This window comes from Mesorhizobium sp. B2-8-3, from assembly GCF_006440815.1.
GTDB lineage: Bacteria > Pseudomonadota > Alphaproteobacteria > Rhizobiales > Rhizobiaceae > Mesorhizobium.
In genome coordinates this window covers 158,630-172,372 of the sequence record NZ_VFTW01000011.1, presented here as the reverse complement: position 1 = coordinate 172,372, position 13,743 = coordinate 158,630, and the positions used below count along the sequence as shown (strand labels likewise).

Genomic DNA, 13,743 nt, shown 5'->3' with positions numbered 1-13,743 from the left:
CAGCCATCGCATCAAGAAATGCGCCTGGAACGACGACTATCTCATCAATGCGATCACTCATATGCGATAGCCCTGCCCTTGTAGGGGAGATTGGCAGCTCCACCGGCTCGAAATCCGTTGCCGGACGCCGGTGAGTGTGAAACGCTCCGTAAAAGCCGCGATCGATGAGCGCCGGCCGACGAATATCCAGTGGGTGTCGGCGCGATCGTGGTCCGGAGAGCATCGCAGTGAGCGCAAGCGTGGAAGCCGACGACGCCAGGGGGGTGGTCCAACCTGCTGATCGCGGCGGAGAAGGGCGACACCGAAGCCGTTCGGGCGGAACTCGCGGCAGGCGCCGACATCAACCAGGCCGACGAAGACGGCTGGTCGGCGCTGCATCTTGCCGCCCATAATGCCCGCATCGCGGCGCTCATGACGCTGATCGCGGATCCGGCAATCGACGTCAATTCCAGGAACAAATGGAAGAGCACGCCCTTGAGCCTGGCGGCGGCCAAGGGCCATTACGCCTGCATCCAGGCGCTGGCGGCCCATCCCCGTATCGATATCGATGCCCGTGCCGACTATTACGGCAGGACGGCGCTCATCGAAGCGGCAAGGAACGGACATCTCGATGCCGTCAAGCTGCTGGTCGAGCACGGCGCGGACGTCAATGCGGCCGACAAGACTGGACGTAACAGCGCCCTCATCGAAGCCATCAAGGGGCGGCACTTTGCGGTCGCTGACTATCTGCTTGAGTCCAGGAAGGTAAACTTCCTCAACAAGGACATGCGGCTCAACGCCCTGATCTGGGCCGGCAGCACCCGCAACGGCGAGCTCATCGAGAAACTGGAAGCGGCGATCCACGCGTTCTTCGAAGGCAAGTGAGGACAAGGCGACGCCGAGGGAGCGGGTAATCCCCTCCCTGCGGGGGAGATCGGCCAATCACCCTGCCCCAGTCCCCGTGCGTACGGCCTCGCGGTCGCTCTCGTCGCGTTTCACCCGCTCGTCGGAGATCAGCACCACCGGGCATGGGCCGCGGCGCAGGACGGCCGTCGTCGTCTCGCCGAAAATCAGCTCCTCGCCCTGACGCCGCGCCACGCCCATGACGATCAACGCCACGCTGCGGCCGGCCTGGCGGGCGATGGCATCGGCGGCGGCGGCCCGCGAGCGGATGGCGGTCTCGATCTCGACGCCGTAGCGGTCGGCAAGGGCCACGATGTCCTTCAACACCGCTTCTCGGCGGCGATGCGAGACCGTGTCGCGCGGCTCGTCGCGGCCGACCCTGGCGACATAGAGCATCTTGACCGGCGCGCCGGTGACGGCGGCGATGGCCAAAGCCAGTTCGGCGCCTCGGCGCGCAACCGCCGTGCCGTTGACCGGCACCAGTATCTTGCCGGATCCCGGGCCGAGCCGGGGCATCTGGCGGCCAGCGGCCGCCGGCTTCAACACCAGGCAGAGCGGCCCGTCAAAGGCGCCGGCGACTTCATTCAGCCGATGCGAGAAGCCGCCCTTGGGGGTGACCGCCCGGCCGAGGCCGACGAGCAGCATGCCGTAACCCTTGCGCGCCTCCTTGGCGACCGCCTCGGCCGAAAGCACCTCGTGCTGGCGGCGGGTGACCGGCGCTTCGCGCGCCGGCGTCTCGTCGCCCTTTTTCGCCGCCTCGCGGCTGTCCTCCGCACCCTTCTCGATCTCCTCCAGATGCAGCCCCTCGGTCGGCTCGGCGTCGATCTCGCCGCTGGAATGCAGCACCGTCGTCGGCTTGCCGGCGCCGATGACGCCGGCAAGATAGGCGGCGAAGCGGCCGACGACGCCCTCGTCGACCACCACCAGAAGCCGCTCCAGACCGGCGACGAATCCGCGCTGGTCGACCTCCTCGCGCTCCAGCCGCTTCTTTTCCTTCTCGCCGATCGGCAGGCGGCGCAACGCCCAGCGCAAGGTCGGCGGCATGATCAAAGTGGTGATGACCGCCATGGTGACGATCATGGTGAAGAGGTTATGCGAAAGTACGCCCATCGACAGGCCGATCGAGGCGACGATGACCTCCGTGGAACCTCGCGCATTCATGCCGCAGCCGACAGCGATGCCTTCGGCGCGGCTCATGCCGGCGACTTCCGCGCCAATGAAGGCGCCGCCGAACTTGCCGATCGAGGCGATCACCACCAGCGCCACGGTGAGTAGCGCGAGCTGCGGATCGATAAGCACGGTGAGATCGGCCGACAGGCCGGCGACGCCGAAGAAGACCGGCATGAACAGCGCGGTGATGATGCCGCGCAACTGCCCTTCGATGTGGCGCGACAAGATGGGCGACTCGCCCACCAAAATGCCGGCGACGAAGGCGCCGAGCACGGTGTGCACGCCGATCAGGTCGGTGATCAAAGCCATGGCGCCCATGATGGCGAGGATGACGGTGACGACTGCGTATTCCGAGCGGAAAGTATCGTTTGTCCAGCGGATGGCGTCGAAGACGATGCGGCGCCCTAGCGTGAAGGAAAACACCATGAAGGCGGCGACGCCGGCGATGGTGAAGGCCAGGCTGCCGATCTCGATGCGCCCCTTGGTGGCGATGCCGATGGTGATGGCGATGATCACCCAGCCGATCGTGTCCTCGATGATGGCCGATGAGACGATGATCTGGCCGAGGTCGCGGCGCATGAAGTTCATGTCGCGCACCACCATGGCGACGATCTTGACCGAGGAGATGGAGAGCGCGGTGCCGAGGAACAGCCCGGCGACGATGCGCTCGCTGCCGGCGGCAAGCAGCGTGGCCGGCATGAACTGGGCGGCGACGAAGCCGAGCGCGAAAGGCATGGCCACGCCCGCGGCCGAGATGGAAAAGCAGGCGCGGCCGACGCGTCGCACCAGCCTGAGATCCGTCTCCATGCCGGTGAGCAGGAGCAGCATCAAGACGCCGAGTTGGGCGATGGCGTTGATCATCGACTTTTGCGATGGGTCGCCGGCGAAGATCAGCCGCTCGCCCGCCGGCCAGACCCAGCCGAGCAGCGAGGGCCCGAGCAGGATGCCGCCGATCAGCTGTCCCATCACCGCCGGCTGGCCCAGTATTTCCAGCACCTCGCCGATGCCGCGGCCGACGACAAGCAGCAGGATCAGCTCGGCGACGAAAATGCCTTCCGAGGACATGCCTGTCTTCTCGGCGGCGAAGGCGACGGCGGGGATCAGGGCGAGCGCCGCAGCACCAAGCGCGATCGACCAACGCCGATTGAGTATTTTGGACAAGCTGTCTCCCCTCGATTTCGCGTCACAACGGTTTGGCCGGTGCTTCGGTTGCAGGGCGTCGAAGTTGCCAATTTCCCCACAAGGGGGGAGATCAGCAGTTCCAGCGCCGCATCCCTTACATTTCTATTCAAATGCCGCCGCCGATCTTTGCTTCCCGGTAAAGCGACTCGGCGATGGTCGCGCCGTGGCGGGCAATAAGGAGAAGCTAATGAAAAGCGACTTTGCCGCCGCCCACCTGCACCTCGACCGGGCCTGCCATTACCTGCGTGGCGACGATGAAACGAGCCGCGCGGCGCTTGCGGCGCTCGACCTTGTGATCGAGGCGGTGGCAGCAGCCCAGCATGCCAGGCCGATAGCCGATGTGCTGCCCTTTCCGCGGCGCGCGAATGGTGGTCTTCCCCCGCTTGCATCCTGACTTATCCGCCTGAAAAGGCGGGAACATTCTGGCCAGCCGCACGTTATGAGGATTGGGTATGGCCGGCCGATCTCGGGCCGGCCGGCCATGGCGGCGGGAGGCGCATGGCAGAGGGATGTCCCAGACAAGGGCCGCAAAACCAACCGACGCGGCTTGGCCGACAGAGGCGGCCGCGCCAGCAAAATCAACCGAAGCGGCCGCGCCGCCGCGCGCTTCCGATACGCTGGCGCTGAAGCTTAGTTCTCCCGAATTCACCACGACGCTGTCGCATTTCCATCGCGCCGAGATCGCGCGCATGGCGGGCTGGCGCGACCGGCTCGACCGCACCAGCAACTGGGCGATCACCGTGGTGGCGGCGATGCTGTCGGTGTCGCTGTCGACGCCCAGCGCGCATCACGGCGTGCTTTTGTTCGCCATGCTTTTGATCACCCTGCTTTTGTGGATCGAGGCGCGGCGCTATCGCTTCTTCGACGTCTACCGCGCCCGCGTGCGGCAGTTCGAGCGCTATTACTTCGCCCAGATCTTTTCGCCGCAGCCCGACTACGCCTCCAATTGGCTCGCGATCCTTGGCGAAGGCCTGCGCTCGCCGCGTTTCCTGATCTCGCAGCGCGCGGCGCTGATCAGGCGGCTGCGCCGCAACTACATCTTCATGTACACGATCCTGCTGCTAGCCTGGATCCTGAAGATCACCACGCCGAGCCTGTCGCGCGAAGGCTCTCCGATCGGCTTCGGTGCCTCGCTCGTGGACACGTTCCGGGTAGCGACACTGGGCCCCATCCCTGGCGTCGTCGTCGTGTGCGGGGTGGCCGCCTGCTATCTCGCGCTGCTTGCCGCCGCATTCCTGGTCCGCGCCGATGACGGCGAGCTGTCGTTCGGCGACGTGCATGTGTGAAACAGTGGCGCGCCAAGGACTTCAGCCATGCTTGCTGGAGCGTGCCGCGCGATCACAATCCCGGCGGCCTGACAAAGCCGTCGGTCAGGCGCGACAGCGCCTTGGCGGCCGCCAGCAGCTTCATGTCCGAATGGCGGCGGCCGACGAGCTGGGCGCCGATCGGCAGGCCTTCTCGGTCGAGGCCAATCGGAATGACGACGGCCGGATGACCTGTCAGGTTGAAGCGACAGGCGTGGCTGAGCGCGCTCCAATAGGGCGTCTCGACACCATCGACCGGAATCGGCATTCCCATCTCCCGGTGGCGAAAAGCAGTGCACATCATCGCCGGACAGACGAGCACGTCCCAATCGCCGAACAAGCGCTCCCATGCGTAGATGAATTCGTCCCTCTGATTGAGCGCCTCGAGATAGGTCGACAGCGTGGGGGAGTTTTCCAGCGGCGGCTGGAAGGCCTGCGAATACCAGGTGATGAAGTCCGAAAACAGCGCCCGCTCGGCGGCGAAATCATGTGACGGCAGGGCCTGACCGACCCGTGCGCCGCTGGCGTCGATCGCGCTGGCAAGACCGGCAATCGCATCGGCGATATCGCGAGCGGTCGGCACGCCGGGGAATTCCGGCGCGAAGGCTATGCGCAGCCGGTCGAGCGGCGGCTCCGGCTCCTCGTCCGTCGCCACCGGCGGCACTTCGGTGTCGAGGCCGTCGGCGCCGGCGATAACGCGGTGGGCAAGGATGAGGTCGTCGACGCCACGTGCAAGGGGCCCTATGTCGAACAGCAATCGGAAGCTGCGCGGTATGTCGGGGGGATCGGCATAGCTGCCGGTGATCGGCACAGTTGCCTGCGTCGGCTTGAAGCCATAGACGCCGCACAGATGCGCCGGCACGCGGATCGAGCCGCCGGCGTCGCTGCCGATCTCCAGCGGAGCGAGCCCCGCGGCTACCGCTGCCGCCGCGCCGCCACTGGAACCACCCGGCGTGCGCGTGACATCCCAGGGATTGCCCGTGCGGCCAAAGATCGGGTTAACGGTCTGCAGGTCGCGCAGTCTCGGCGGCACATTAGTCTTGCCGATGATGATGGCGCCGGCCTTGCGCAGGCGCGCGGCAATGGTGCTGTCAACCGTCGGTACATGGTCGGCCCAGGCCCTCAGGCCGATCGTGGTGCGCATGCCGGCGGTGGCGTGGCCGTCCTTTAGCGTAATCGGCACGCCGTGCAGCGGCCCGACGGTCTTGCCGCGCGCAATGGCTTCGTCGGCTGCCCTGGCGCCGTCGCGCGCGGCCTTCTCGTCGAGGGTGATAATGGCATTGAGGAGCGGATTGACGGCGGCGATCCGCTCCAGCTGCGCCTCCATCGCCTCGCTTGCGCTCACACTCCGCTCGCGGATCGCCGCCGCCAGTTGGGTGGCGGTCAGGAAGGTGGTGTCGGTGGCAAGAGTGGCGGTCATGTGCGTGTTCTCCCTGTGTTGGGGGAGTAAGGCAGCAGGAAGCGATAGCCTGCAGATTTCCCCGCTGCCCCAGTCCCTCAACCCCTTACCGTCTCACTGCCCGCCCATCTCCTTCTTGAACTGCTCGAAGTCGACCTGCATGCCGTTGAAGATGGTGCTCCAGTGGCGGGTCAGAGCCGCCATGGCGACGGCTTCCTGGATCTCCTCGTCGGTGGCGCCGGCGCGCTTGGCGTCCTGCGTGTCCGACCAGATGCAGTAGCTGCAGGGAATCTGCGCCGCGACCGCCAGCGAGATCAGCGACTTGACCTTCGGCGGCAGCGCCGTCTTGTCGCTGAGCTCGATGGCCTTGACCTCGGCCCATGCGCCGGGCAGACCGGCCTTGGGAAACTGTTTGATGAAGCTCGGCACGCCGCCCATCGTCGACTGGATGTCCTTCAGCGTCGCATCGTAATCGTCGGCATTGGCAAGCAACGGCGTCGCGAGCATGGCAAGCGAGCCCAGAACGACGGCGCGGCTCAATCTGACTGCGAGAAAGGCAAACATCGGAATCCTCCTTGCTGTGGTTGACGCGCCGGCAATCGGCCGCGTGACCTAGACAGGATGATGGGGCGGATCGAAAAGTTCGCTGGGCCGGCGAACTTCACGAAGATGTCATTCCTCGAGGCGCGGCGGCCGTTCGCAGGTGTGGACGCGCATCATGCGCACCTGGCGCTCGCCGTGGATCAAAACGATGGCGAAGCTTGGCGGGCAATGGAACGGGTTCTCGGGTGGGTTGACGAAATCGCCCTCGAGCACGGTGACGTTGGCGCTGACCAGCGCCCGCACCGGCTCATGGCGAACCCCGGCGCCGACATCCTCGTCGATGGCCTCGCCGAACAGATGGCGCCCAATGCCGCGCGGCCCGCCGGCGAAGGCGATGTCGAGCTCCTCGGCATAGTGGGAAAGCACACGCTCCTTGCCGCCGCGCTGCAGCGAGCGGTATTCCTCGGTGTAGAAAGCCAGCCGCTCCGCCACCAGCTTCTGATGCTCCCTGTCGGGCAGGCCGGCCGATGCAAGCAGCAGCTCCGAAAGCCTGATCTTGGCGTCAGCCAGCCGGCTGCGCACGGTGCCCACCGGCACGCCCAGAACGGTCGATATCTCCTCGTAGCCCGGCGAGCTGCCGAAATAGCGCAGCATCACGGTAGCGCGTTGCATTTCCGGCAGATGCGCCAGCGCAGCCCACACCCAGTCGCGCAGGTCGCGGCTTTCGATGCGGCTCTCGATGCGTTCCTCGTCGGCAAGCTCGCGGAATGCGCGCTCGGTTTCGGCGGGTCCGGCACAGGGCCGGCGCCGTCGCAGCGCCATCAGGCAATGGTTCCTGAGAATCGAATGCAGCCAGCCGCCGACGGCGGCGGGATCGCGAAGGCCGTCCAGCCGGACGAGCGCGGTGAGGAACGTGTCGTGGACCGCGTCCTCGGCATCGCCGGTGTAGCCCAGCATCGACAGGGCCATGGCATGGAGTTGCGGACGGTAGCGCTCGAACAACAGGCCGAAACCGTTCGCCTCGCCGAAGCGCGCAGCCATCACCAGCGCCGCATCGGGCTGGCCTCGACCGCGATCAAAACTGGCTTGCCCCATGGCCTGATCCCCTTTCCTGATCATATCACAAGGGACAGGATGCGATGAGCGACCGGAAAGTTCGGATGCCTGTATTCATCGACCCGAACTCGTCTAATTCAGCGACAGCGCCGTCCGAAACTCCTGGGTCGAGTTGCGGCTGGGATAGGGTTCGTCCGGCACGGGAATGCCTAGATGGGCGCAAAGCGGCACCCAGCCGTCGCCGAGCTTGTGGACCAGCAGACGTTCGGCGGGCACGGTGCTCAGCACCGCCTCGACATTGTCCCGGTAGATCGCGATCGCGTGGGCGCGATCCTGCGGGCGGCCGTCAAAAACCTGTTTCGAAACGAGCGAGACGCCGAGCGAGTCATGGTCCGTGCTGCCGGCGATGGCGGGCAGGAGCGTCTTTTCGAAACTCTCCCACCAGCTTTCGGGCGAGCGCCAGGTCAGGATGACGCGCGCCTGGGGATAGATTTCGATCAGCTCGCGCCAGTAATGCGCCGAGGGCCAGTCGACGCAGGATTTATAACCGGCAAAGAGCCTATCCCAGTCGGGCGCGGCGCCCTTGGCCAGCGCCCGCCAGAGCGCCTTCTGCTCCTCATGCGCCATCACCTCCGACATATGATGGCAAGGGCCGAAACCCAGCATGGTAAGCGCCTCGCGCATCGAATCCGTCCCGGTCCGGCCAAAGCCGGTTCCAATCACCTTGAGCGACATTTCCCCTCCTCCACTTCTCCCCGTCTTCAAGCGGTTGCGATCAATCTCCCTGGACCACGAGCCGCAGGCGGTTGCCTTCCGGATCGGCGGTCGAGATAACGCGACCGTCCCTTTTCACCGGTATGTCGGCCGCTTCGAGCCTGCGCTCCACGGCGGCGAGTTCCTGCGCCGAGCCAAGCTCGATGGTGAAATGGTCGAGGCCGGCTGCACCCGGCGGCGGCTCGCGCAGCTCGTCGCGCGCCCAGATGTTGAAGGCCACCATGTGGGCGCGGCGCGCCGTGCCGCAGTCGAACATGCCGAAGGTCCGGGACTGGATATGCGGCCGGAAGCCGAGCACGCCGAGATAGAATTTCATCAGCATCTCGGGCGCGCGGGCGCGCAAATGGATGTGGCCGATAAAGGCATCCGGCGCCATCGTCGGCTCGATATGGCCGGAGTTGCCGAGGTCGCGCAGCAGGCCCGAAATGTCCAGCGGCTCGAGCCCCGAATGCGCGCTGCCGTCGGTGGCAATCAGCGTCACGCGGCCGTTGGGCGACACTTCGTGGCGCAGCAAGCGCTCCGGCGTGTCGAAGCAGATCTCGATGCCGTTGCCGGAGGGATCGGAGAGATAGAGGGATTCCGAAATCAGGTGATCCTGGGCGCTGGACCGTAAGCCAAATGCTTTGAGGCGGGCGGCTGTATGCGCGAGATCGCGGCGGCTGGTGATATGGATGGCGACGTGAAAGAGATCGCGCGACTTCTGCGGCAGTGGTGCCTCCGCGCCGGCATGGAGCACGATCAGCGTCCGGCCGCCGGCGCCAAGCTCCGCCATGGTGGCGTCCTCGCCAAGCAGCGCCAACCCGAGCGCGTCGCGCCAGACATTCAAGGCCGCCGGCATGTCGGTCACCCTGAGATGGACCGGCCCGAGCCGGGTCACTGGAGACAGCAATCCTTCATCCATCGTCGTCTGTCCGATTGCGGCCAATGACATATTAGTTGTGAATGAAAAGCCTGTCGCGCTCCAAGTTCGGGTTGACCCCTTCCCGGCGGGCAGCGACTATTGCGACGGTCGGTTTTTCTGGAATTGGTTCAGCAGGAGGAGATCGCATGGACGAGACCGAACAGTGGCGCAACATGGCGAGCGCGCCGCGGGACGGCAGCCGCATCCTGGTGACGGTGCGCTCGTCCGAACAGGGGCCGGCCGAGGTCGACATGGCCTACTGGTCGCGCGCCGACCAGTTCGGCGAGGAAGGCTGGCGGGCGTCGGACTCCTCGCCTGGCCGCGTCGTCGAATATGCCGAGCCGGAGCTCAGATGCTGGATGCCGCTGCCGACCGCCGGACGCGGGTCGATGCCGAGCCCATGGGAGGGCGAGGACGTGCCGCTGGTGGACGGAGACGGGATTTAGGGTGAAGCCCGCCGTGGATCGGAAGGCAGGCTTTCAAAGCCGAAACGAAGCGGGTCCTCGCCCGGCACGCCGGCGAGAGGGCGCTGCGCGGGCCGACGCCGCCAAGGCAAGAAGCCGGCTCACGAGCATTGGCAGACTTATTCTGGGAGCGCCGGGAAACCGTTGAGCTAGCTGCCGCTCCAGGTACCGCGCCTGGGCGATGTCGTGACGAAAGATTGCGGGTGGGTTGCCTTGGGGCCGGTAGAAACCGTCATCTTGCCGGAAGGGCCAGTCGGTCGGGCTGAATGGCAGCATTGAGGTTCTCCCACGTTTCAGGTTCGGCCAACTCTCTGGCGCGACCGTGATAAAGCTGGAGAAGGCAGCGTGATCGAAACGTGAAAAAGACCGCTTGGGACAGATAGCGGTTGAATTAGCAGGGGCGAAGCGAAAGAATTGCCATAACCGTGGCCGGGGCCGAACCCAATGATAGGGCCTCATCTTTATCTTCTGGGCGGATTTGCTCTCGCCGGTACTGGCGCGGCTGCTCCAACCTTGAGCCGCAAGGCACGGGCGATGATGGCCTATCTCGCCCTGCAAGCCGGACAGGCACAATCGCGCGAGAAGCTGGCCGCCCTGCTCTGGAGTTTGAATGGCGAAACCCAGGCCCGGATGAGCCTCAGGCAAGCCGTTTCGGCCATCCGAAAGGCCATGCACAAGTGCGGCAGCGGACGGTTTGTGACGAACGGCGCCAGTGTCGCCCTGTATCTCGACGAGATCGACTTCGATGTCGCCCGGTTCGAGACGCTTGCGACAGGATCGTCGCCCGAACACCTCGAGCAGGCACTCGCCGTCTACCGCGGCGAGCTGCTCGACGGTCTTGGCTTGAAAGAGGAGCCGTTCGAGGACTGGCTTCGAGTTGAACGCGAGCGCCTGAGAACGATCGCGGTTGCAGCGCTGGACAGGCTGGTGGCGCATTACAGCGCGTCGAACGACCTTTCATCCTGTGCGCGCACGGCTGCGCGACTGCTCGCAATGGAGCCTCTGCGCGAAGATATCCACCGGGCATTGATGAGGGCCTATGCCGCGCAGGGCCGCATCAACCTTGCTCTCAAACAGTATGAGCTCTGCCGTGAGGCGCTGGAGAGAGATCTCGGGCTGCCGCCAGAACTGGAAACGCGCCAACTGTACGAGGCTCTGCGGACTCGCCGGATGAGTTCATCGCCCTACTCGAAGCGTCCGGTTGCGGCCGCCGAGCCGGCGGCCGGTTCGGGGGCAAATGCCGGTGGGAGCCTTCCCGGCGGCGAGCCGATGCCACCGACCACCCATTACGTCAAATCGGCAGGAATCAACATTGCCTATCAGGTGACCGGCGAAGGGCTGATTGACCTCATATACGTGCCCGGCTGGGTCTCCAATCTCGACCTTGCCTGGGGCTCGCCGCGCTTCGCGCATGTGCTCAAGCGGCTCGGCACTTTTTCACGGCTGATCCGATTCGACAAACGCGGCACCGGTCTATCCGACCGCAATGTCGGCCTGCCGACGCTGGAAGAGCGCATGGAGGATGTGCGTGCGGTACTGGACGCAGTCGGCTCCACGCGAGCGGTGTTGTTCGGCAGCTCGGAGGGCGGTCCGATGTGCATGCTTTTCGCCACCACCTATCCCGAGCGTACGTCCGCGTTGGTGCTTAACGGAACCTATGCCAAGGGCACTTGGTCAAAAGAGTATCCCTGGGCAAGAACTGTAGCGCAGGTGGACGACGATGTAGCGGCCGTGGAGCGGCAATGGGGCAAGCCCGCCGACATGAGCAACGCAGCGCCGAGCCTGATCGAAAACATGGTCGAACGCGAATGGTTCGCCGCCTATCTCCGGAATTCGGCCTCGCCCGCCGATGCAATCGCGCTCTGGCGCTGGGGTACCGAAGTCGACGTTCGCGACATCCTGCCGGCGATCTGCGTCCCGACGCTGGTCGTGCAGAGGACGGACGACCGTTGGGTACGCCCAGAGGAAGGGCGTTATTTGGCAACCCACATCCAAGGAGCCAGATACGTCGAGCTGGCCGGCAGAGACCACGTGATCTGGGGTGAAGATTGCGACCGCCTGGTTGACGAGATACGAAGCTTCGTCACCGGATTGACGTCCCGAAAGACCATCTCTGCGCTCACCGGATGAGCGGCGGCATGTCGTCGGCAGAACTGCTCATTTCCCCATCAGTGGGAAGATTGGAGGTTTCCGACGCCGCACCAATAGGGCGCAGCGCCTCAGAACAAGAACGCCGCCGTGGCTGGATCGGGTCCCGTCCGGCCATCGGCGTCATCCAGGCCACGGATGGTCTGCATATCTTCGCCATCGAGTTCGAAACCGAAGACATCGAAATTGCCGGCGATACGCTCCTGGTGGATCGACTTCGGAATGACGATCAGCCCTTCCTGTAAGTGCCAGCGGATGATGACCTGCGCCACCGACTTGCCGTGCTTCTCCGCGATCTTCTCCAGCGTCGGATCGGCCAGCAGCCGGCCGCTGCCCAGCGGGCTCCAGCTCTCGATATGGATGTTGTGCTTCTCGTGGAACTCGCGCTTGTCGCGCTGCTGGAAGCGCGGGTGCAGTTCGATCTGGTTGACGACCGGCGTCACGCCGGTCTCGCCGATGATGCGCTCCAGATGGTCCTGATTGAAGTTCGACACGCCGACCGATTTTATCCGGCCGGCCTTCTGCAGCTCGACCAGCGTCTTCCAGGCCTCGACATATTTGTTCTGGCTGGGCACCGGCCAGTGGATGAGGAAGAGGTCGATCTTGTCGATGCCGAGCTTTTGCATCGTATCGTCGAAGGCGCGCAGCGCTGCGTCACGCTGATGCGCGCCGTTGCGGAGCTTGGAGGTGATGAAGAGTTCGGATCGCGGCACGCCGGCGGCGCGGATCGCCTCGCCGACGCCTTCCTCGTTGCGATAACCCTCGGCGGTATCGATCAGCCTGTAGCCGGCCCCGACGCCCCAGCGAACGACCTTGGCGGTGATGTCGGGATCGACCTGCCACACACCGAGCCCGATCTGGGGGATGGCGGCGCCGTCGTTCAATGTGAGCTGTTCGGACATGGGGGAATCCTTTTGGGAGGGAGGGTGGTGCCGACTATGTAGGCCGTGGGTTGGGGAATGCCAGTCGGGGTGGAGCTGGCGCCGCCGGCAGCTGAGGCGCCTCAGCCCCTCGCCCCGAACCGCAACCCATCCATCAAAAGCTTCACCAGCCGCCCCGACCGTTCTCGCCAGTCTGGCGTGTTCGGCGCTGAGTAGATGCCGCCCAGCGCGTGCATCACATCGGAAGCGTCGACGTCGGCGCGGATTTTCCCCGAGGCGGCGGCGGCCTCGATCAGGCCTCGCATGGCGCCGGAGACGCGGCCGGACGTATCGGAGAACAGCGTCGAATTGGTGGTGAGCAATAGGCGCAGGCTGGTGGCGAGGCCACGCTTGGTGGCGATGTAGTCGACGAAGCGCTGCATCCAGAGCTCCAGCGCGACATCGGCCGGATGCTCGCGCGCCAGTTCGTCAGCCGCCTGGCAGAGCCCTTCCACCTCGCGGCGGTAGACCACCTCGACCAGATGCTCGCGCGTCGGGAAATGGCGGTAGAGCGTGCCGATGCCGACCCCCGCCCGCTTGGCGATCTCCTCCAGCGAGGCATCGACGCCGTCGCTCGCGAAAGTCTGCGCCGCCACCTCGACCAGTCTGTCGCGGTTGCGTTGCGCATCGGCGCGCAACGGCTTCGGCGGCTGCGCATCGCGCGTCGCTTCAGCGGTCATTTCCCGGTCGGGCACTTTTTTCTCCACCAACGCAATATGGGGGGTTGAACCATGACTGGCCAGACCCCAGTTAAATAAACGGAGGCACCTCCGTTTTAGTGGAGTGGCTTTATCATATAACCAGGGGAAGCGGTATGTCACGTAGACAAGGACGGAAAGCTTTCCCTGCCCGCTGGAGACGGGCGGCGCCTTCTGCAAGGCCTGTGGTTGACGAACCCGCCCGCGAGTTCGTCATCCCAGGGCGAAGCAAGGAGCGAAGCGACGCGGCGCGGACCCTGGGATCCATGCCATACCCTGCGAGCGCGGCTACGGTGCAGAAT

At 65.2% G+C, this 13,743-nt stretch carries 13 protein-coding genes and 1 pseudogene; 6 read left to right on the top strand and 8 right to left on the bottom strand.

Annotated features, from left to right (window positions below):
• Nucleotides 1–273: 273 nt before the first annotated feature.
• Both FJ418_RS32410 and FJ418_RS18395 read left to right on the top strand, forming a co-directional pair.
• Nucleotides 274–396, top strand: a pseudogene (locus tag FJ418_RS32410) (ankyrin repeat domain-containing protein); the annotation flags it as partial.
• 15 nt (nt 397–411) lie between these two features.
• Nucleotides 412–864 (top strand): ankyrin repeat domain-containing protein, encoded by a 453-nt coding sequence (locus FJ418_RS18395; RefSeq protein WP_246683104.1) that lies wholly within the window; start codon nt 412–414, stop codon nt 862–864.
• 57 nt (nt 865–921) lie between these two features.
• On the opposite strand, the gene FJ418_RS18390 is transcribed toward FJ418_RS18395, so the two are convergent.
• A complete protein-coding gene (locus FJ418_RS18390) occupies nt 922–3,117 on the bottom strand; it encodes a cation:proton antiporter (RefSeq protein WP_246683107.1) in 2,196 nt (731 codons plus the stop codon).
• 304 nt (nt 3,118–3,421) lie between these two features.
• Between FJ418_RS18390 and FJ418_RS18385 the strand changes: the two genes are divergently transcribed.
• Together FJ418_RS18385 and FJ418_RS18380 are read left to right on the top strand one after the other, a co-directional pair.
• A complete protein-coding gene (locus FJ418_RS18385; protein WP_140652129.1) occupies nt 3,422–3,628 on the top strand; it encodes a hypothetical protein in 207 nt (68 codons plus the stop codon).
• Nucleotides 3,629–3,743: 115 nt separating this feature from the next.
• The gene (locus tag FJ418_RS18380; RefSeq protein ID WP_140645447.1) at nt 3,744–4,520 is read left to right on the top strand and encodes a DUF2270 domain-containing protein; all 777 of its coding nucleotides are present in this window, start codon (nt 3,744–3,746) and stop codon (nt 4,518–4,520) included.
• A gap of 52 nt (nt 4,521–4,572) precedes the next feature.
• Here FJ418_RS18380 and FJ418_RS18375 read toward each other — a convergent pair whose 3' ends face one another.
• From FJ418_RS18375 to FJ418_RS18355, 5 genes are all read right to left on the bottom strand, one after another.
• Nucleotides 4,573–5,958, bottom strand: a complete 1,386-nt coding sequence (locus FJ418_RS18375) for an amidase family protein (RefSeq protein ID WP_140710847.1) — start codon at nt 5,956–5,958, stop codon at nt 4,573–4,575.
• Between the two features lie 93 nt (nt 5,959–6,051).
• Nucleotides 6,052–6,501: a carboxymuconolactone decarboxylase family protein gene (locus tag FJ418_RS18370; protein WP_246672417.1), complete on the bottom strand. Its 450-nt coding sequence runs from the start codon at nt 6,499–6,501 to the stop codon at nt 6,052–6,054.
• A 108-nt stretch (nt 6,502–6,609) separates the two neighbouring features.
• The gene (locus FJ418_RS18365; protein WP_140645445.1) at nt 6,610–7,575 is read right to left on the bottom strand and encodes a sigma-70 family RNA polymerase sigma factor; all 966 of its coding nucleotides are present in this window, start codon (nt 7,573–7,575) and stop codon (nt 6,610–6,612) included.
• A gap of 93 nt (nt 7,576–7,668) precedes the next feature.
• Nucleotides 7,669–8,271, bottom strand: a complete 603-nt coding sequence (locus FJ418_RS18360; protein WP_140867904.1) for a sulfotransferase family protein — start codon at nt 8,269–8,271, stop codon at nt 7,669–7,671.
• Nucleotides 8,272–8,311: 40 nt separating this feature from the next.
• Nucleotides 8,312–9,211: a VOC family protein gene (locus tag FJ418_RS18355; RefSeq protein ID WP_140867901.1), complete on the bottom strand. Its 900-nt coding sequence runs from the start codon at nt 9,209–9,211 to the stop codon at nt 8,312–8,314.
• 146 nt (nt 9,212–9,357) lie between these two features.
• On the opposite strand from FJ418_RS18355, the gene FJ418_RS18350 reads away from it, so the two are divergent.
• Both FJ418_RS18350 and FJ418_RS18345 read left to right on the top strand, forming a co-directional pair.
• A complete protein-coding gene (locus tag FJ418_RS18350; RefSeq protein WP_140645442.1) occupies nt 9,358–9,657 on the top strand; it encodes a hypothetical protein in 300 nt (99 codons plus the stop codon).
• Between the two features lie 552 nt (nt 9,658–10,209).
• Nucleotides 10,210–11,805, top strand: a complete 1,596-nt coding sequence (locus FJ418_RS18345) for an alpha/beta fold hydrolase (RefSeq protein ID WP_246683101.1) — start codon at nt 10,210–10,212, stop codon at nt 11,803–11,805.
• Between the two features lie 89 nt (nt 11,806–11,894).
• On the opposite strand, the gene FJ418_RS18340 is transcribed toward FJ418_RS18345, so the two are convergent.
• Both FJ418_RS18340 and FJ418_RS18335 read right to left on the bottom strand, forming a co-directional pair.
• Nucleotides 11,895–12,725, bottom strand: a complete 831-nt coding sequence (locus FJ418_RS18340) for an aldo/keto reductase (protein WP_140867895.1) — start codon at nt 12,723–12,725, stop codon at nt 11,895–11,897.
• A 101-nt stretch (nt 12,726–12,826) separates the two neighbouring features.
• A complete protein-coding gene (locus FJ418_RS18335; RefSeq protein ID WP_140867930.1) occupies nt 12,827–13,423 on the bottom strand; it encodes a TetR/AcrR family transcriptional regulator in 597 nt (198 codons plus the stop codon).
• Nucleotides 13,424–13,743 lie beyond the last annotated feature (320 nt).

Excerpts from the sequence above, each read along its gene's own strand:
- FJ418_RS18390 (WP_246683107.1), bottom strand. The coding sequence starts at position 3,117 with ATGTCCTCGGAAGGCATTTTCGTCGCCGAGCTGATCCTGCTGCTTGTC.
- FJ418_RS18345 (WP_246683101.1), top strand. The coding sequence starts at position 10,210 with ATGATGGCCTATCTCGCCCTGCAAGCCGGACAGGCACAATCGCGCGAG.
- FJ418_RS18355 (WP_140867901.1), bottom strand. The coding sequence starts at position 9,211 with ATGGATGAAGGATTGCTGTCTCCAGTGACCCGGCTCGGGCCGGTCCAT.
- FJ418_RS18340 (WP_140867895.1), bottom strand. The coding sequence starts at position 12,725 with ATGTCCGAACAGCTCACATTGAACGACGGCGCCGCCATCCCCCAGATC.
- FJ418_RS18375 (WP_140710847.1), bottom strand. The coding sequence starts at position 5,958 with ATGACCGCCACTCTTGCCACCGACACCACCTTCCTGACCGCCACCCAA.
- FJ418_RS18385 (WP_140652129.1), top strand. The coding sequence starts at position 3,422 with ATGAAAAGCGACTTTGCCGCCGCCCACCTGCACCTCGACCGGGCCTGC.
- FJ418_RS18395 (WP_246683104.1), top strand. The coding sequence starts at position 412 with ATGACGCTGATCGCGGATCCGGCAATCGACGTCAATTCCAGGAACAAA.
- FJ418_RS18365 (WP_140645445.1), bottom strand. The coding sequence starts at position 7,575 with ATGGGGCAAGCCAGTTTTGATCGCGGTCGAGGCCAGCCCGATGCGGCG.
- FJ418_RS18380 (WP_140645447.1), top strand. The coding sequence starts at position 3,744 with ATGTCCCAGACAAGGGCCGCAAAACCAACCGACGCGGCTTGGCCGACA.
- FJ418_RS18370 (WP_246672417.1), bottom strand. The coding sequence starts at position 6,501 with ATGTTTGCCTTTCTCGCAGTCAGATTGAGCCGCGCCGTCGTTCTGGGC.
- FJ418_RS18335 (WP_140867930.1), bottom strand. The coding sequence starts at position 13,423 with ATGACCGCTGAAGCGACGCGCGATGCGCAGCCGCCGAAGCCGTTGCGC.
- FJ418_RS18350 (WP_140645442.1), top strand. The coding sequence starts at position 9,358 with ATGGACGAGACCGAACAGTGGCGCAACATGGCGAGCGCGCCGCGGGAC.
- FJ418_RS18360 (WP_140867904.1), bottom strand. The coding sequence starts at position 8,271 with ATGTCGCTCAAGGTGATTGGAACCGGCTTTGGCCGGACCGGGACGGAT.